The organism is Streptomyces sp. CG4, assembly GCF_041080655.1.
Taxonomy (GTDB): Bacteria; Actinomycetota; Actinomycetes; order Streptomycetales; family Streptomycetaceae; genus Streptomyces.
This window is the reverse complement of sequence record NZ_CP163525.1, coordinates 5,367,403-5,382,258: the sequence shown is the minus strand read 5'-3', so window position 1 is coordinate 5,382,258 and position 14,856 is coordinate 5,367,403. Positions and strand designations below refer to the sequence as shown.

Sequence of the window (14,856 nt, the reverse complement as noted above, 5' to 3'; positions counted from 1 at the left end):
AAGAGCGACTCGGCTCCACTCAGGAGTGGCCCAGTTCCGCCGTCTCCTCGTCGCCCGCCTCCGGGACCGAGCCCGAGTCGCGGGCCGGGCGGAGCGGGAAGGGGTCGACCCGCGTCTCGTCGATGACCGGCGCGGCCGGCTGCGGGGGCTTCGGCATGACCGCGGCCTCCGAGTGGCCGCCGCAGCCGTAGGCCAGGGAGACCACGCGGCCGTCGGCCGGGGAGAACTCGTTGGCGCAGACGCCGAAGGCCTGGCCGAGGGAGCCGCCGATGGGGCTCAGGAAGCCACAGGTCAGACAGGTCGCCGGGGCGGCCTGGGCCATCGCGGTCTTGGGGCCGTACGACTCCTCCCAGCGGTCCGCCGCGACATGGAGGCCGTAGCGGGAGAGCACGCGGGCGCGGCGCATGCCCAGTTCCTCGGCGACGGCGGCGATCGAGCCCCGGGTGGGGACCACGGGCTGCACGGCCGGGGTGCCCGGGGTGACGTCGGCGTCCTCCGCCTCCGCCAGTTCCGCCATCTCGTGCGAGACCGCCGAGGTCGGCAGCGGCTCCTCCTCGCCGCTGTAGCCGGGCTCCAGGCGCAGGTCCTCCTGGTCGGTGGGGAGCAGATCGCCGGGGCCGAGGTCGCCGGGGCGCAGCCGCTCGCTCCACGGGACCCACTCGGGGGCGAGCAGGGCGTCGGGGCCGGGGAGGAGGACCACCTCATCGAGCGTGACGATCTTGGCGCGGGAGGCGCGGGCCACGGTCACCGCCCAGCGCCAGCCGCGGTAGCCCGGCTCCTTGCACTCGAAGAAGTGCGTCACAACGCGGTCGCCCTCGGACAGCACGCCGGCATGCTCGCCGACCACGCCGGGCGCGGCGGCCTCCTCGGCGGCACCACGGGCGAGGTCGACCGCCTCGGCGCACAGACGGTCGGGGGTGCGGCTTCGCGTTGTCGCTGCGCTCACAGGTATCGCTTCTCTCCTACGCCGTCTCGTCGAGTGCGGCTGCCTCCGGCGGGTTGGCCGACGGAGCGGACCGGGGGACCGCATCGACGTCAGGCATCCGCGCGCTCGGGCGCACCTCTGCCATCCATTCTGCGTTATGGCTGAGATACGCACGCTACACCGAACGAGATTCGTCGCCGCTACGCGGCATTCTCTCCCACCCGCCCACCCATGACGTACGTGCCGTACCGCACTATCCGCCCCCTTCTCGGGGCACTATGAAGCACGTGGCGACCGCGGACAGGCGTCGTGTTCGGGGTGGCGGTGCGAGCCGGGTCGGCGGCGCCGTCCGCTCCGTCGGGCGTGCCCTGCACTTTCCCCTCACCGGGGCCGCCCGGGGCATCCGCAAGGCCACGCACGCGCATGGTGCGGGCGAGTCGGGGCTGGGCAAGCTGATCGAGCTGCACGCGGTGAACGGCGCCGGCGATGTCATGATCACCGTGGCGCTCGCCTCCACGGTGTTCTTCTCGGTGCCGACCGCCGAGGCACGCGGGCGGGTCGCGCTGTACCTCGCCATCACGATGGCGCCCTTCACCGTCCTCGCGCCGGTCATCGGGCCCCTCCTGGACCGGCTGCCGCACGGGCGGCGCGCCGCGATGGCCGGGGCCATGCTGGCCCGTGCGCTGCTCGCGCTGGTGATCTCGGGCGCCGTGGCGAGCGGCAGCCTGGAGCTGTATCCCGCCGCGCTGGGGGTGCTGGTCGCCTCGAAGGCGTACGGGGTGGTCCGCAGCGCCGTCGTACCGCGGCTGCTGCCGCCCCGGTTCTCGCTGGTCAAGGCCAACTCGCGGGTCACCCTGGCCGGGCTGCTGGCCACGGGGGTCGCCGCGCCGGTCGCGGCGGGGCTGCACAAAGTCGGCGATCCCTGGCCGCTGTACGGCGCCTTCGTGATCTTCGTCGGGGGAACGTTCCTGTCGTTCTCCCTGCCGCCCAAGGTGGACTCGGCGCGGGGTGAGGACGTGGCGCTGCTCGCGGCCGACGAGCAGCATCTGCACGGGCCGCGCAGAAAGGAACAGGCGGCGAAACGGCCGGGGCTGCGGACCGTGGGGCCCGCCGTCACGCACGCGCTCGGCGCCAACGCCGCCCTGCGCTGTCTGTCCGGCTTCCTGATCTTCTTCCTGGCCTTCCTGCTGCGCGAGCATCCGCTGACCGGGGAGAGCGCGGCGGTCTCGCTCGGGATCGTGGGCGTCGCCGCCGGGGTGGGCAACGCGCTGGGCACGGCCGTGGGGGCCTGGCTGAGATCCCGCGCCCCGGAGATCATCATCGTGACCGTCGTCGCGGTGGTGCTCGGTACGGCGATCGTGGCCGCCGTGTTCTTCGGGGCGTTTCTGGTGGCCTGTCTGGCCGCCGTCGCCGGGTTCGGCCAGGCGCTGGCCAAGCTGGCGCTGGACGCGCTGATCCAGCGGGACGTGCCGGAGCTGGTGCGCACCTCGGCGTTCGCCCGCTCGGAGACGCTGCTGCAGATGGCGTGGGTGTTCGGCGGCGCCGTCGGCATCGTGCTGCCGCTCAACGGGACCGTCGGTCTGCTGATCGGCGCGGCGTTCGTGGCCGTCGGCTGGCTGACCACCCTGAAGGGCCTGCTCGCCTCGGCCCGCCACGGCGGCCGCACCCGGCCCCGCGTGGCCTGACGTTCCCGCCCTCGCGCGGCCTGACGTTCCCGGAGTTCCGGGGCCGGCCAGGACACTGGGGCCCGGCCGGCGAGTTCCGAGGCTGGCCCGGACACCGCGGCCGGGCGGCGAGTTCCGAAGCCGGCCGGGACTCCGGGACCAAGCCGGCGAGTCCCGAGGCCGACGGGGACACCAGGGCCGCGCCCGGCCCCGCGTGGCCTGGCGTTCCCGGAGTTCCGGGGCCGACCAGGACACCAGAGCCAGCCGGCGAGTCCCGAGGCCGGCGGGGACACCAGGGCCGCGCCCGGCCTCGCGTGGCCTGACGTTTCCGGAGTTCCGGGGCCGACCAGGACACCAGAGCCCGGCCGGCGAGTTCCGAGGTCGGCCCGGACACCGCGGCCAGCCAGCGCGTCCCGGGGCCCGGTCGGTCCGGTAGCGGTCTGACCTGGCCCGGCGTAACGAACCGGACACGTTTTCCCGGTGGTGGGCACGGCTGGCGTAACGAACCAGGCACGCCGCACCCCACGTGGGGGGAGGGGTCCGGGCGCCCGATAGCCTTCCGCCATGACCACGCTGCCCCGCGGCGAAGCCGCTGATGTACCACGCGCTGTGCGACGCCGCCGCGCCGTCGCCGCCGCCGGCGCCGTTACCGCCGGACTGCTCGCCCTCACGGCCTGCGAGAAGCCGTCGCCCGTCGCGACGGTCACCGTCGGCACGGGCTCGGTCAACTCCGAGGCCATGTGCTACAACGACGGCAACGCGCTGGACGCCAAGTCGCTGACGAACTGCGTCAAGAACGTCGGCAAGGCCAAGTCGATCAAGGTCGACCAGGACGAGACGGTCCGCTTCGGCGTCGACCCGAAGATCGCGGACGCCGGCTGGGTCCTCCTGGTGAACGGCCAGCAGTTCACCGACGTCAGCAAGAAGACCTACCGCACCATCCCGGGCAGCGCGTTCTTCAACCAGCAGTACGGCACCCAGGGCGACACCAACACGGTCACGATCCGCATGGGCGACAAGTCCAACCAGGGCATGTGGTCGTTCAAGCTGACGAAGGCCTGACCACGGCCTCCGTACGCATCCTCGTCGCCACCGCGGTCCCGGCCGAACGGGACGCGGTGGCACGGGCGTTCACCGGCGCCGCGACCGAGATACGGCTGCCCGGCGCGCCGCTGAGCCGTACCGCCGGCGGCTGGGATCTGCTCGCCGCGGGCGTCGGCCCGGCCCGCGCCGCCGCCTCCACCGCCGGTGCCCTGACCGCCGCCGCCCTCGACGGCGCCCCGTACGACCTGGTCGTCTGCGCCGGGATCGGCGGCGGCTTCCAGCCCGGGGCGCCCGTCGGCTCGCTCGTCGTCGCCGACGCGATCACCGTCGCCGACCTGGGCGCCGAGACCGCCGACGGCTTCCTCCCGGTCACCGAACTGGGCTTCGGGACCATCACCCACCGCCCGCCGGACTCGGCCGTGCGCGCCGTCGCCGAGGCGACCGGCTCCCGTACCGGCACGATCCTCACCGTTTCCACCGTCACCGGCACCGCCGCCCGCGCCGCCGCCCTGCGCGAGCGGCACCCCGGCGCGCTCGCCGAGGGCATGGAGGGCTTCGGGGTGGCGGAGGCGGCCGCCGCGCACGGGGTGCCGGTGCTGGAGATCCGCGCGGTCTCCAACCCGGTCGGCCCGCGCGACCGCGCCGCCTGGCGCATCGGCGACGCCCTCACCGCCCTCACCGAGTCCTTCGGGAAGCTCGCGCCCGCATTGGAGAGTTGGACACCGTATGACCAGTGAACCGTTGCAGATCGCGTACTCGCCCTGCCCCAACGACACCTTCGTCTTCGACGCCCTCGCCCACGGCCGCGTCCCCGGCGCCCCCGCGCTGGACGTGACCTTCGCCGACATCGACCTCACCAACGGCATGGCCGAGCGCGGTGAGTTCGACGTGCTGAAGGTGTCGTACGCCGTCCTGCCGTACATCCTCGGCGAGTACGCGCTGCTGCCGTGCGGCGGTGCGCTGGGGCGGGGCTGCGGGCCGCTGGTGCTCACACGGGAGGCCGGGGTCGACCTGACCGGCCGTACGGTCGCGGTGCCCAGCGAGAAGTCGACGGCGTATCTGCTCTTCCGGCTCTGGGCGGCCGACACCCTCCCCGGCGGGGTCGGCGAGATCGTGGTCCTGCCGTTCCACGAGATCATGCCGGCCGTGCGGGACGGCAAGGTGGACGCCGGACTGGTCATCCACGAGGCCCGGTTCACGTACCAGGACTACGGCCTGCACAAGCTGGCCGACATGGGCGAGCACTGGGAGCGGACCACCGGACTGCCCATCCCGCTCGGCGCGATCGTCGCCAAGCGCTCGCTGGGCGCGGACACGCTGACGCGGCTCGCCGACGCCGTCCGGGCCTCCGTGCGGGCCGCCTGGGACGAACCCGAGGTGTCCCGGCCGTATGTCATGGCCCACGCCCAGGAGATGGACCCGGCCGTCACCGACCAGCACATCGGGCTGTACGTCAACGAGTTCACCGCCGACCTCGGCGAGGACGGCTACGCGGCGATCCGCGGGCTGCTCACACGTGCGGCGGCCGAGGGGCTGCTGCCGCCCCTCGGCCCGGATGCGCTCGCTTTCCCTTGACGGGTTTGCTGCCTGCGGCTACACGTCCAGCTGGTCGGCGACCGCCCGCAGCAGGCCGGCGATCTTCTTGCCGGAGGCCTTGTCCGGGTAGCGGCCCTTCTCGAGCATCGGCGTGATGTTCTCGAGGAGGGTCGTCAGATCCTGCACGATCGAGGCCAGCTCGTCGGGCTTCTTGCGCTGGGCGGCGGCGACCGACGGGGCCGGGTCCAGCACGGTCACCGACAGCGCCTGGTCACCGCGCTGACCGGCCACGACGCCGAACTCCACGCGCTGTCCCGGCTTGAGTTGGTCGACTCCGGCGGGGAGAACAGAGGAATGGACGAAGACGTCACCGCCGTCGTCGCGGGAGAGAAAGCCGAAGCCCTTCTCGCTGTTGAACCATTTGACACGCCCGGTCGGCACCGTCTGTCCTCGTCCTCGTACTAGTTGGGAGCTGCTGCTTCTGCTGCTCGGAAAGTGCTCTTGATAGCAGTAGAGCGGGTCGACCGTGACCCGCCGCTACCAAGCGTAATGGTCTCGGGGCGGGTGACAAGACGTCCCCCGGTTGTTCTCTCGCGCTGGGAACTACCCTGGTCCGGTGCGTGACAAAACCCAAACGAATTCCGCCGCGCCCGGTGACCGACTGATCCGTGCCGGTGCGATCGTCTTCTTCGTCGGCGCCGTGGCCACGCTCGTCACGGTGACACCGCTGTTCCTCGGCGCGAAGCCGTTTCCGACGTACATGTACTGCATGAGCATGCTCATGGGTGTCGGTTTCCTGCTGGCCGGCGCGGGTGTGCTGCGCTCGGTCGCCTCGGGCCGCCGTCAGGCGCGGGCCGCCGCCCGGTAGCCGGTCAGCCAGGCCGGGAAGGCGGACAGGTCATCGAGGACGACGTCCGCTCCGGCGGCGCGCAGTTCGTCGGCGGGACAGGGGCCGGTCGCCACGGCGACCGACAGCGCTCCGGCCGTACGGGCCCCGCGTACGTCTCCGACGTGGTCGCCGACGTAGACGCCCGCGCCGTACTCGCGCAGCGCCTCCGCCTTCCGCTCGGCCCACAGGTCGCCCACGACCACGTCCGGCTCGATGCCGACGTGGGACAGGTGCAGCTTGGCGCTGGGCTCGTACTTCGCCGTGACCACCATCGTCCGGCCGCCGGCCGCGGCCACCGCGGCTATCGCCTCCCGTGCGCCTGCCATGGCGGGCGACGCGGCGATGGCGATCGACGGGTACATCTCCCGGTACAGCTCGACCATCGCGGGGAGCTGCTCCTGCGGGAACCAGTAGGCCAGTTCGTCCAGGAGCGGCGGGCCGAGCCGGGTCACCGCCAGATCGGCGTCGATGTACGTCCCGGTCCGCTCCGCCAGAGCCACGTAGCAGGCGTGGATCCCCGGCCGGGAGTCGATCAGGGTCATGTCGAGGTCGAAGCCGACGGTGAGAGTCATATCGGCCATTGTGCCGGGTGCCTCCGGCGGTTCGGCCGGGCGGGTTTGCGGCGCCGGGGGTGGGGGTGCGTTGCCGGGTGCGGGTGCGTTGCCGGGTGCGGGTGCGTGGTGGCTGGTCGCGCAGTTCCCCGCGCCCCTGGGGGGGTGCAGGCGCCGTAGCTGCATCGCGCCGTAGCTGCGGGCGAGCTAAACCCGCCCGGGGCGGGGCCTACCTGCGGCGTTGGGAGCGCCAGACCAGGTACAGGGCCGAGGCCACTGCCGCGCCTCGGACCACCCAGGGCCACGTCTCGGCGATCGCGTCGTTCATGTGGCCCTGGGCGATGGGGGTGCCCCAGCGGCCGTTGTCGCGGCCCCACAGCCAGACCAGTCCGGCGGCGATCGCGGTGCCGGGCAGCACCATGACGGCCAGCTTGGTCTCCGCGGGGGTCAGCCGCCGGGAGCCGTAGGCGATCACCCAGCCGAGCAGCAGAGCGAACCAGTTCCCGAGCACCGCCCCGGCCACCAGCGCGGCGGCGGCCAGCAACAGGAGCGGGTTGGTCCAGCCCGCGGCGGGACGCGGCATCAGACGGCGGCGACGCCGGGCGGGCGTGGCTTCGAGCTCGGGCTCGGGCTCGGCCTCGACCGCTTCCGCCTTCTCCGGGCCCGGCCCCGCCGTCTCCTCCGTCGGCCTGGGCGGCCGCTTGAGCAGTTCCGGGATCTCCACACCGCCGACGAACCCCGGCACCGAGTCGGTCGTCTCGGCGGCGCCCCCGAAGGGGTTGCCGGCCACCCGCCACCAGTCGGGCTGTACGGCGCTGTCCCCGAGTTCGTGCGCAGCGGCGAGGTGCGGCGGGGACGGGGTGTCGCGCGGGACGGCGGGCTCGGCCTCGGCGGCGCGCGAGCGGGGGCGGGGGAAGGAGCGGGGGGAACGGGAGGAACGGGGGACGACTCCGCGTAGGCCCCTGCCCTTCGTCCCGTCGCCGTCTCCGTCCGCCGGCTCCGGCCTTCGCTCGCGCGGCGCGGGCCGCACGGGCACGGCCGCGGCGGACGACTGCGCCCCCCAGCCCGCGCCGGACGTACCCGACGTACCCGACGTACCGCCCGCCGCCGAGACCACCTCGTCGGGAGTGCCCAGGCGGTCCAGGATGCGGCGGACCGCGGCGGGGCTGTCGGCGGTCGCCTCGGCCCGGTGCCGGTCGATCTCGTTGCGCAGCTCGGTCACGAGCCGCATCCGCGTGCCCGACGGCAGCTGCCGCTGCTGAGCGATGTCTCCGACACGGCTCAGGTACTCGTAGACGACCTGGTCGCTCTCGATCCCCAACGGAAACCCCTCCGGGGTGACGGTGATGAAACCCCGCTGAGGACGGTACCGCTTCTTCTCCCCCGCCCGGCGCCGGAGTTACCCCCACCGCGCGCCTCTGCCCCGAGCCCCCGTCACCGCCACCGCGCGCCCTCCGCCCCCGACCCCGTCTCCGTCACCGCCGCACCCCGGCCCCGTCGCCGCCGCCCTCCACTCCGGCCTCTGTCTCCGCCGCGCCCCGCCCCCGACCCCCGTCACCGCCGCCCTCCACCCCGAGCCCCCGTCACCGCCGCCACCAACCTCGTCTCCACCGCACCCTGCCCCCGCCCTCGTCTCCACCGCACCCCGCCCCGGCTCCGTCACCGCCATCCTCCGCCCCGGGTCCCCGTCTCCACCGCACCCCGCCCCCGCCCTCGTCACCGCCGCCCCCCGCCCCGGCCCCGTCACCGCCACCCTCCGCCCCCGGCCCCGTCACCGTCGCCTTCCGCCCCCGACCCCCATCACCGTCGCCCTCCACCCCGGGCCCCGACCTCGTCTCCGTCTCCGCCGCACTCCGCCCCGACCCCGTCTCCGCCGCACTCCGCCCCGACCCCGTCTCCGCCGCATCCCACCCCGACCCCGTCACCGCCACCCTCCACCCCCAACCTCGGCACCGCCGCCCCCCCACCCCGGCCCCGGCACCCGCGCCTCTGCCCCCGTCTCCCCCACGGACCCCGCCCTGACACCCGGCCCCGGCACCCAGCCCCCGGCACCCGCCGCCCCTGCCCGACCTCCCCCACACTCGGCTTCGCTTTCGCTCGCGCGTGGGGAGACCCCCAACGCGGCCCACTCGGCTGGAACGTGCTCACCCGCTACCGTGGGTCAGATGAGCCAAGCGGCCCGCCCAGCCCCCCGTTCCCTCGCGGAAGCACTTCGCGCGCGGGACGACGTTTCCCTGGCCGCGCTGCTGCGCAGCCGCCCCGACCTCATCACGCCCGTACCGACCGACCTCACCCAGCTGGCCACCCGCGCCGGCACCCGCGCCTCGGTGCTGCGCGCGCTGGAGCGGCTGGACCGGTTCGCGCTGCAGACGGCGGAGGCGCTGGCCGTGGCGCCGGACCCGGCGTCGTACGACACGCTGCTCGGGCTGATGGCGGGCGACGCCGCGGACCAGACGGTCGTCGCCGCGCTGCCGCGGGCCCTCGCGACCCTGCGCGAACAGGCGCTGGTGTGGGGCGACGACGAGCGGCTGCGGCTGGTGCGCACGGCCCGCGAACTCCTCGCGCCGTCCCCGCAGCACCCCTCCCCGACCGGGCTCGGACCCGGCGTGCAGGAGGCCGCTGCGGGCATGTCGCCGGGCCGCATCCAGGAGATCGTCGCGACGGCCGGGCTGCCCTCGACACACGACTCGGTGTCCGCCGTGACCGCGCTCACCGGGCTGTTCGCCGACCGGAAGGCGATGGCCGAGCTGCTCGACGGCGCCCCGGAGCCGGCCCGCGAGGTGCTGTCCCGGCTGATGTGGGGGCCGCCGTACGGACAGGTCACCGCGGATCCGGCCACGCATCTGCGCTGGCTGCTGGACCGCGGTCTGCTGCTGCCGGCCACGCCCGGCACGGTCGTCCTGCCGCGCGAGGTGGCGCTGCATCTGCGCGAGGGCCGCGCCCACCGCGTGCCCGAGCCGCTGCCGCCCGCCGTCGAACCGGCCGCGACGCACAGCCCGCAGGTGGTGGACGCGACGGCGGCCGGGCAGGCGTACACCGCGCTCGCCACCGTCGAGGAGCTGCTGAAGGACTGGGACGAGGGCGGCCCGGCGGTGCTGCGGGCCGGCGGTCTGAGCGTGCGCGATCTGAAGCGGACCGCCGTCGCCCTGGACGTGTCCGAGCCGGTCGCCGCGTTCTGGGTGGAGCTGGCGTACGCGGCCGGCCTGATCGCCTCCGACGGCGAGGCCGACGAGCGGTACGCGGCCACGCCCGCCTACGACGAGTGGCTGGAGCGGCCCGCCGCCGAACGCTGGGCCCACCTCGCCGAGGCCTGGCTCGCGGCCACCCGGACACCGGGAGTGGTCGGCGGGCGGGACGCGAAGGACCGTACGTTGTCCACGCTGGGTCCGGGACTCGACCGGTCCGCCGCGCCCGAGGTACGGCACCGGGTGCTGACCCTGCTGGCCGGACTGCCGGCGGGCGCTGCCCCGGACACCGAGTCGCTGCTGGCCCGGCTGCGCTGGGAACGGCCGCTGCGCGGGCCCCAGCGCGATGCCCGACGGGACGGCGAGGAGGACCTGCGCTCCCGGCTCGCCCGCTGGACCCTGTCCGAGGCCGAGCTGCTGGGCGTCACGGGCCGCGCCGCCCTGTCGCAACACGGCCGGGCCCTGCTGGGCACCCCGACGACGGGTACGGACTCACCCGCCGGATCGCGCGCCGCCTCTGCCACCTTGGCCGCCTCGACCACCCCGGGCTCCCCCGACACCCGTGCCATCGCTCTGTCGTCCGCTCGCTCATCCCGTTCCCCCTCCCCCGGTTCCTCGCATTCCTCGGCCGGCCTGAGCGCGGGCCCGTCCGCCGCGCCCCTCGGGCCGGGTGACAAGTTGCCCGTGCACCATCACCATCGGCCGGCCGCCGTCCCCGCTCCGCTCTCCGCCGCCGAGCAGGCCGTGGCGACGGCCGCCGCCGGGCGGCTGCTGGCGCCGCTGCTGCCCGAACCGCTGGACCACGTACTGATCCAGGCCGATCTGACGGCGGTGGCGCCCGGACCGCTGCGGCGGCCGCTCGCCGATCTCCTGGGCGTGCTCGCGGACGTCGAGTCCAAGGGCGGTGCGACGGTGTACCGCTTCACCCCGGCCTCGGTACGGCGCGCCCTGGACGCCGGCCGGACCGCCGCCGACCTGCACGCCTTCCTCACCGAGCACTCCCGCACCCCGGTCCCGCAGCCGCTCGCCTATCTGATCGACGACGTGGCCCGCAAGCACGGTCACCTCCGGGTCGGCGCGGCCTCGGCGTACGTCCGCTGCGACGACGACACCCTGCTGAACGAGATCCTGGCCGACAAGCGCGCCGCCGCCCTGCGGCTGCGCCGCCTCGCCCCGACCGTGCTGGCGGCCCAGACCGACCCGGCCACGCTGCTGGAGGGCCTGCGCGCGATGGGCTGTGCACCGGCCGCCGAGTCCGCCGAGGGCGACGTCCTGATCGCCCGCGCGCACGCCCACCGCACCCCGCCGCGCAGTGCCCCCGAACCGGTCCCGGACGGGCCGCCGGCGCCCGACGCCACACTGCTCGCGGCGGCGATCCGCGCGATCCGCGCGGGCGACCTGGCCGCCACCACCCCGCGCCGGCCCGTCGGCGAGTCCGGCAGCGCGCCCGGCGGCGCATCGCCGGCCGGGGGCGGCCTGCCCCGCACGTCCTCCGCCGAGACCCTGGCCACCATGCAGGCCGCCGTCCTGACCGGCGAGTCCCTCTGGATCGGCTACGTCAACGCCGAGGGCACCGCCAGCCAGCGCGTCATCGCCCCGGTCCGGGTGGAGGGCGGCTTCGTCACGGCCTACGACCACACGGCGGACGAGGTCCGCACCTATCCCCTGCACCGCATCACGGGGGTGGCGGAGCTGGCGGAGGACTGACCGGGACCGACCCTGATCATCGGCCAATAGGGCACACTGGACGTTTGGCCGTAGGGAAAGGGTGTACCGCGCGTGAATGGTCCACTGATCGTCCATACGATCAGGCGCGATGCACACACTAACGGATAGGTCCGAGCTGTGGGGTGGTTCACCTGGTCAGTATGGTTACGCAGACCCGTCAAGGAAGGCCACCGACGTCGTCACGGAGCGAACGGGAGGTCTGCCTTGGATGGGGAACGGTGATCACTGACCAAGCCATCACCACCTGATCCGTAGAATCGGGCAGGCTGATAGGCAGGGGCTCCGCCTTCCTCCCGGCTGATCGCTGATGATCGCGATCAACGGTCTGTGTGTGCCGTCGTTGCCGTCAGGGTCGTGTCCGGATCTGGTTGCGCGAGGACCACCGATCGGCTGTCCGTCTGTGCCAGGCCGTGCAAGTGTGACGCCATGGATGCGGCAGTGATTGGCGCGGTGAGCGCCTTCGGTGGGGCTGTCATTGGTGCCCTTGGCTCCTACCTGGGACCGGCCCTTTTACAGCGTCGGCAGCAGCAAAGAGACGATGAGACGAGCGCGCAGGAGCGTACGGCCCAGCTACTGAAACTCGCCGCCGATGCCCGCCTCGCCAGTGCTCTGTGGCTACGGCACCTTGAACAGGTGGCTGACGACTTGGGGGACGGCGGCCGGTGGGGTCTGAGTCGATACGACAAAATCTCTGCCGAGCGCGAGGGCGCGTTTCGCGTGGCCTTGATGAGCATGACGATGCACGAGTACTACATCTACTCCGGGGCTATCGACTGGTTCACCAGACCGGCACATTCGGTCGATCGCATCTTCCGCGCTGCCATCAGGGCAGACCGGTCGCTGACTGTGGAGGAGAACAGCGAGGTCCGAGGGCACCTCGCCGACCTGACCAGGAACCGCAGAAAACTGGACCGCGAGCTCGTACGTCATCTACTCGCCCATGTTTCGGACCCCTCTGCCAATGGCCGGGGGGATCTGCTTTCCTTCGGCTCGCATGAGGCCGAGCGTAATCCTGAGGATGCCATGGATGCTGAAACCAGCCACACCGACAACGTCCTCGGGAGCGAAGCGGAGCGTGGCGGGTGACAACAAACCTGCCTATAGGACGTAGCGACGCCGGGTGGCTCGCCCGAGGCCACCCGGCGTCGCTACGGGAGGTGAAGATCCGCCTAGGCGGGTTCACGTCCGCCACTGGGCCTGCTCGCAGGCGCCCGATGCGTCATGGGCCCACACCCCTTGGTCCCAGGGCGATTGCAAAGTCGCGGTGGTCTCGTGAGTGTGCAGGTCACGGCGGTGTGACGATGGTGGATGGATGCGCGACCGGACGCAACGAAGCTCCGTTGTGGAGGTGACCTTGCCAAGTCGCCTGCGCCCAACGGAGCTTCGATGTGCCGTCAAAGGCCCAAGCGAGAGGCGTGGTAAATCAGTAAGCCACGTAGAGAAACCACTCGCCCCACCATTCGTCTTCGCAGTACCACGCGTCCCATTTGCCCTGGGACTGCCCTACCCCTCCGCTTAACTCGCACCATGCCTTGTCGCGGTACGATGCGTAGAGACTCCATGGGCCCGACCGCGGTTGAGCTTGTGCTGCGATGGAGCTAGTCGTACGGGCCGTCGATTTTGCGCCCACTGCACTGCTGGCCACGGGGCTGTTGTGTTCGACCGCTCCCGCCGGCCCGGCCAGCGCAACGGTTCCGCCCATCAGCGCGGCTGTTACCGCCGCGCATACAACCCATCGCCTTGCCTTCACTGAACTCTCCCTTCGAATACTCTCAGTCGCGGAACTGGCGCCCGCTAACTCCAGTTCGTGGATGTCGATCGCTGTCATGGCTCCACCCTCCCGCCTCGGGAACCGGTCGCGCTTCCCTCGACCGGGGGGTTGGTCTCCCCCGTGCGGGGGAGGTCCGGTGCACCAACGCGCCTTCGAAACTCAATCTCGTATGGCCTGGTCGCCATCGCCGAACTCGACCAGGCCATGGGGGCGTTCCTGCCCGCAGGCGCGCTGACCATGGGCTCATACGTCGGACCGGTTCGTCGAGCGCGGCTGTGGGCAAGACTGACGACGGTGAGGTGGTGCTGACCGACGGGGGCCGACGGGCACACCAGCACCATCCACGACGCCTAGAAGGCGAACCGATGCCTTGCTCCGTAACACCCAGGTCATGACGCTGGGAGCGACGCGGCCAGGTCATGGAGGTTTCCCCGCGCGTACGCGTAAGCCCCCGAGCAGTGGCTTGCTCGGGGACTGTTCATCGTCTACCTACTGTTTCGCTAGATCCATTCAGGAGTCGCGTCCTGCCACCCCTCCTTTTTGGCCTTTTCAACGCGCTCGGCGAGGTGCGCGCGGTACCACTCCACGCCAAGGTCGTACGGGTATCGCCAGGGGGCTGCCCGGATGAACCACACCCGGCGTTTGGGGTCTGCTATCTCGGCTGCAACCGTGTCGAGGCCATCGAGCAGCCCCAGCACTCCTTCATGTACAGATAGGTACATGTCCCGAAGGCTTGTGCCGAGGATGTCTGACTTCTGGGCTGTGCCGTTCCCGCTCCACCGGTGGCGCAGATCCCATCCAATGAACAACTCGGCCGGAGTCTTGTCGCCCTTAAGCAGGGAAAACCTGGTCGGGGGCCATTCTCGTTCCCGATCACCGCGCCGCCGCGGCTGACCGACGAAACGGATCACCGAATCAGTCGGCGGGCCGTCGCGGGAGATGAGCGGTTGAGGGCTGGAGGCAGGGATCAACGGCTCTGTGAGCCGCCGTTGCCGTCAAGACGCGGGAAGGACTACGCGGCCGGAAGCTCACCGTGTTCGAGGTACACAGTCTGGCCGTCGCTGCGCGCAGCAATTGCGCGCTTCACACGGCGGGCAAGGCGAGGGATCAGGAGCTGGTCAAGGTCTTCGGTGGGATGGAACTCGGCGGCCAGCAGCTCGTCAGAGGCGAGCTTGATCGACGCTGCGGCGTCCGTGGTGAGTTCGCCGCCATCGAAGACGTACAGGACCTTGTCGCCCTCGGCGGGGGCAGGCGCCCAATCGATCACGAGCAGGGGACCGATGGCCGGTGTGATGCCCAGCTCCTCTTCGATTTCGCGTCGGCACGCAACCAACGGGGATTCGCCCGTCTCGACGTATCCGCCAGGGATCTCCCACATCGGCTTGTACGAGGGACGGACCAACATGACGCGGCCGTGTTCATCGAAGAACAGGGCGCCTGCTGCCATGCGCGGTCGCGCCATCCGCTGCTCGTGCTCGTTCTGGTCCATGCCACGAGCCTACTGACCATGACCCCATGCGCTTGAGTCGACCGTTCCACTGCCGGGATGCCGCGACTCGTGTG

The 14,856-nt window shown here is 72.3% G+C and carries 13 protein-coding genes; 7 read left to right on the top strand and 6 right to left on the bottom strand.

Going from position 1 to position 14,856, the window contains the following annotated elements; translation table 11 throughout:
- Positions 1 to 19 precede the first annotated feature (19 nt).
- A complete protein-coding gene (locus tag AB5L52_RS24545; protein WP_351568647.1) occupies positions 20 to 946 on the bottom strand; it encodes a DUF3027 domain-containing protein in 927 nt (308 codons plus the stop codon).
- Between the two features lie 266 nt (positions 947 to 1,212).
- Here AB5L52_RS24545 and AB5L52_RS24540 point away from each other — a divergent pair, with 266 nt between their 5' ends.
- From AB5L52_RS24540 to AB5L52_RS24525, 4 genes are all read left to right on the top strand, one after another.
- On the top strand, positions 1,213 to 2,610 hold the full coding sequence (locus AB5L52_RS24540) for an MFS transporter (protein WP_351029141.1): 1,398 nt from the start codon (positions 1,213 to 1,215) through the stop codon (positions 2,608 to 2,610).
- A 543-nt stretch (positions 2,611 to 3,153) separates the two neighbouring features.
- Complete coding sequence (locus AB5L52_RS24535) at positions 3,154 to 3,651, top strand: DUF2771 domain-containing protein (protein ID WP_351029142.1); 498 nt, start codon at positions 3,154 to 3,156, stop codon at positions 3,649 to 3,651.
- On the top strand, positions 3,624 to 4,370 hold the full coding sequence (locus AB5L52_RS24530; RefSeq protein ID WP_369366202.1) for a futalosine hydrolase: 747 nt from the start codon (positions 3,624 to 3,626) through the stop codon (positions 4,368 to 4,370). The genes AB5L52_RS24535 and AB5L52_RS24530 overlap by 28 nt, the downstream gene beginning before the upstream one ends.
- Positions 4,360 to 5,208 carry a 1,4-dihydroxy-6-naphthoate synthase gene (locus AB5L52_RS24525; RefSeq protein ID WP_351029146.1) on the top strand — a complete coding sequence of 283 codons (849 nt, stop codon included), beginning with the start codon at positions 4,360 to 4,362 and terminating at the stop codon, positions 5,206 to 5,208. Before AB5L52_RS24530 ends, AB5L52_RS24525 begins: the two co-directional genes overlap by 11 nt.
- Positions 5,209 to 5,226: 18 nt before the next feature.
- Here AB5L52_RS24525 and AB5L52_RS24520 read toward each other — a convergent pair whose 3' ends face one another.
- On the bottom strand, positions 5,227 to 5,610 hold the full coding sequence (locus AB5L52_RS24520; protein WP_351029148.1) for a cold-shock protein: 384 nt from the start codon (positions 5,608 to 5,610) through the stop codon (positions 5,227 to 5,229).
- 175 nt (positions 5,611 to 5,785) lie between these two features.
- Here AB5L52_RS24520 and AB5L52_RS24515 point away from each other — a divergent pair, with 175 nt between their 5' ends.
- Positions 5,786 to 6,037 carry a hypothetical protein gene (locus AB5L52_RS24515; RefSeq protein WP_351029149.1) on the top strand — a complete coding sequence of 84 codons (252 nt, stop codon included), beginning with the start codon at positions 5,786 to 5,788 and terminating at the stop codon, positions 6,035 to 6,037.
- On the opposite strand, the gene AB5L52_RS24510 is transcribed toward AB5L52_RS24515, so the two are convergent.
- Both AB5L52_RS24510 and AB5L52_RS24505 read right to left on the bottom strand, forming a co-directional pair.
- The gene (locus AB5L52_RS24510; protein ID WP_351029150.1) at positions 6,013 to 6,639 is read right to left on the bottom strand and encodes a haloacid dehalogenase-like hydrolase; all 627 of its coding nucleotides are present in this window, start codon (positions 6,637 to 6,639) and stop codon (positions 6,013 to 6,015) included. The two genes, AB5L52_RS24515 and AB5L52_RS24510, sit on opposite strands and share 25 nt — an antisense overlap.
- 199 nt (positions 6,640 to 6,838) lie before the next feature.
- The gene (locus AB5L52_RS24505) at positions 6,839 to 7,930 is read right to left on the bottom strand and encodes a hypothetical protein (protein WP_369366200.1); all 1,092 of its coding nucleotides are present in this window, start codon (positions 7,928 to 7,930) and stop codon (positions 6,839 to 6,841) included.
- Between the two features lie 844 nt (positions 7,931 to 8,774).
- Here AB5L52_RS24505 and AB5L52_RS24500 point away from each other — a divergent pair.
- Positions 8,775 to 11,501 carry a helicase-associated domain-containing protein gene (locus AB5L52_RS24500; RefSeq protein WP_369366198.1) on the top strand — a complete coding sequence of 909 codons (2,727 nt, stop codon included), beginning with the start codon at positions 8,775 to 8,777 and terminating at the stop codon, positions 11,499 to 11,501.
- Between the two features lie 447 nt (positions 11,502 to 11,948).
- Entirely contained in the window at positions 11,949 to 12,608 is a 660-nt protein-coding gene (locus AB5L52_RS24495) for a hypothetical protein (protein WP_369366196.1), read from the top strand.
- 1,185 nt (positions 12,609 to 13,793) lie between these two features.
- Here AB5L52_RS24495 and AB5L52_RS24490 read toward each other — a convergent pair.
- Together AB5L52_RS24490 and AB5L52_RS24485 are read right to left on the bottom strand one after the other, a co-directional pair.
- Entirely contained in the window at positions 13,794 to 14,204 is a 411-nt protein-coding gene (locus AB5L52_RS24490; RefSeq protein WP_369366195.1) for a hypothetical protein, read from the bottom strand.
- A 101-nt stretch (positions 14,205 to 14,305) separates the two neighbouring features.
- Positions 14,306 to 14,782: an NUDIX domain-containing protein gene (locus AB5L52_RS24485; protein WP_369366193.1), complete on the bottom strand. Its 477-nt coding sequence runs from the start codon at positions 14,780 to 14,782 to the stop codon at positions 14,306 to 14,308.
- Positions 14,783 to 14,856 lie beyond the last annotated feature (74 nt).

Bases quoted from the DNA above. Each gene is read 5' to 3' on its own strand.
- AB5L52_RS24535 (WP_351029142.1), top strand. From the start codon at position 3,154: ATGACCACGCTGCCCCGCGGCGAAGCCGCTGATGTACCACGCGCTGTG.
- AB5L52_RS24525 (WP_351029146.1), top strand. From the start codon at position 4,360: ATGACCAGTGAACCGTTGCAGATCGCGTACTCGCCCTGCCCCAACGAC.
- AB5L52_RS24510 (WP_351029150.1), bottom strand. From the start codon at position 6,639: ATGGCCGATATGACTCTCACCGTCGGCTTCGACCTCGACATGACCCTG.
- AB5L52_RS24500 (WP_369366198.1), top strand. From the start codon at position 8,775: ATGAGCCAAGCGGCCCGCCCAGCCCCCCGTTCCCTCGCGGAAGCACTT.
- AB5L52_RS24495 (WP_369366196.1), top strand. From the start codon at position 11,949: ATGGATGCGGCAGTGATTGGCGCGGTGAGCGCCTTCGGTGGGGCTGTC.
- AB5L52_RS24485 (WP_369366193.1), bottom strand. From the start codon at position 14,782: ATGGACCAGAACGAGCACGAGCAGCGGATGGCGCGACCGCGCATGGCA.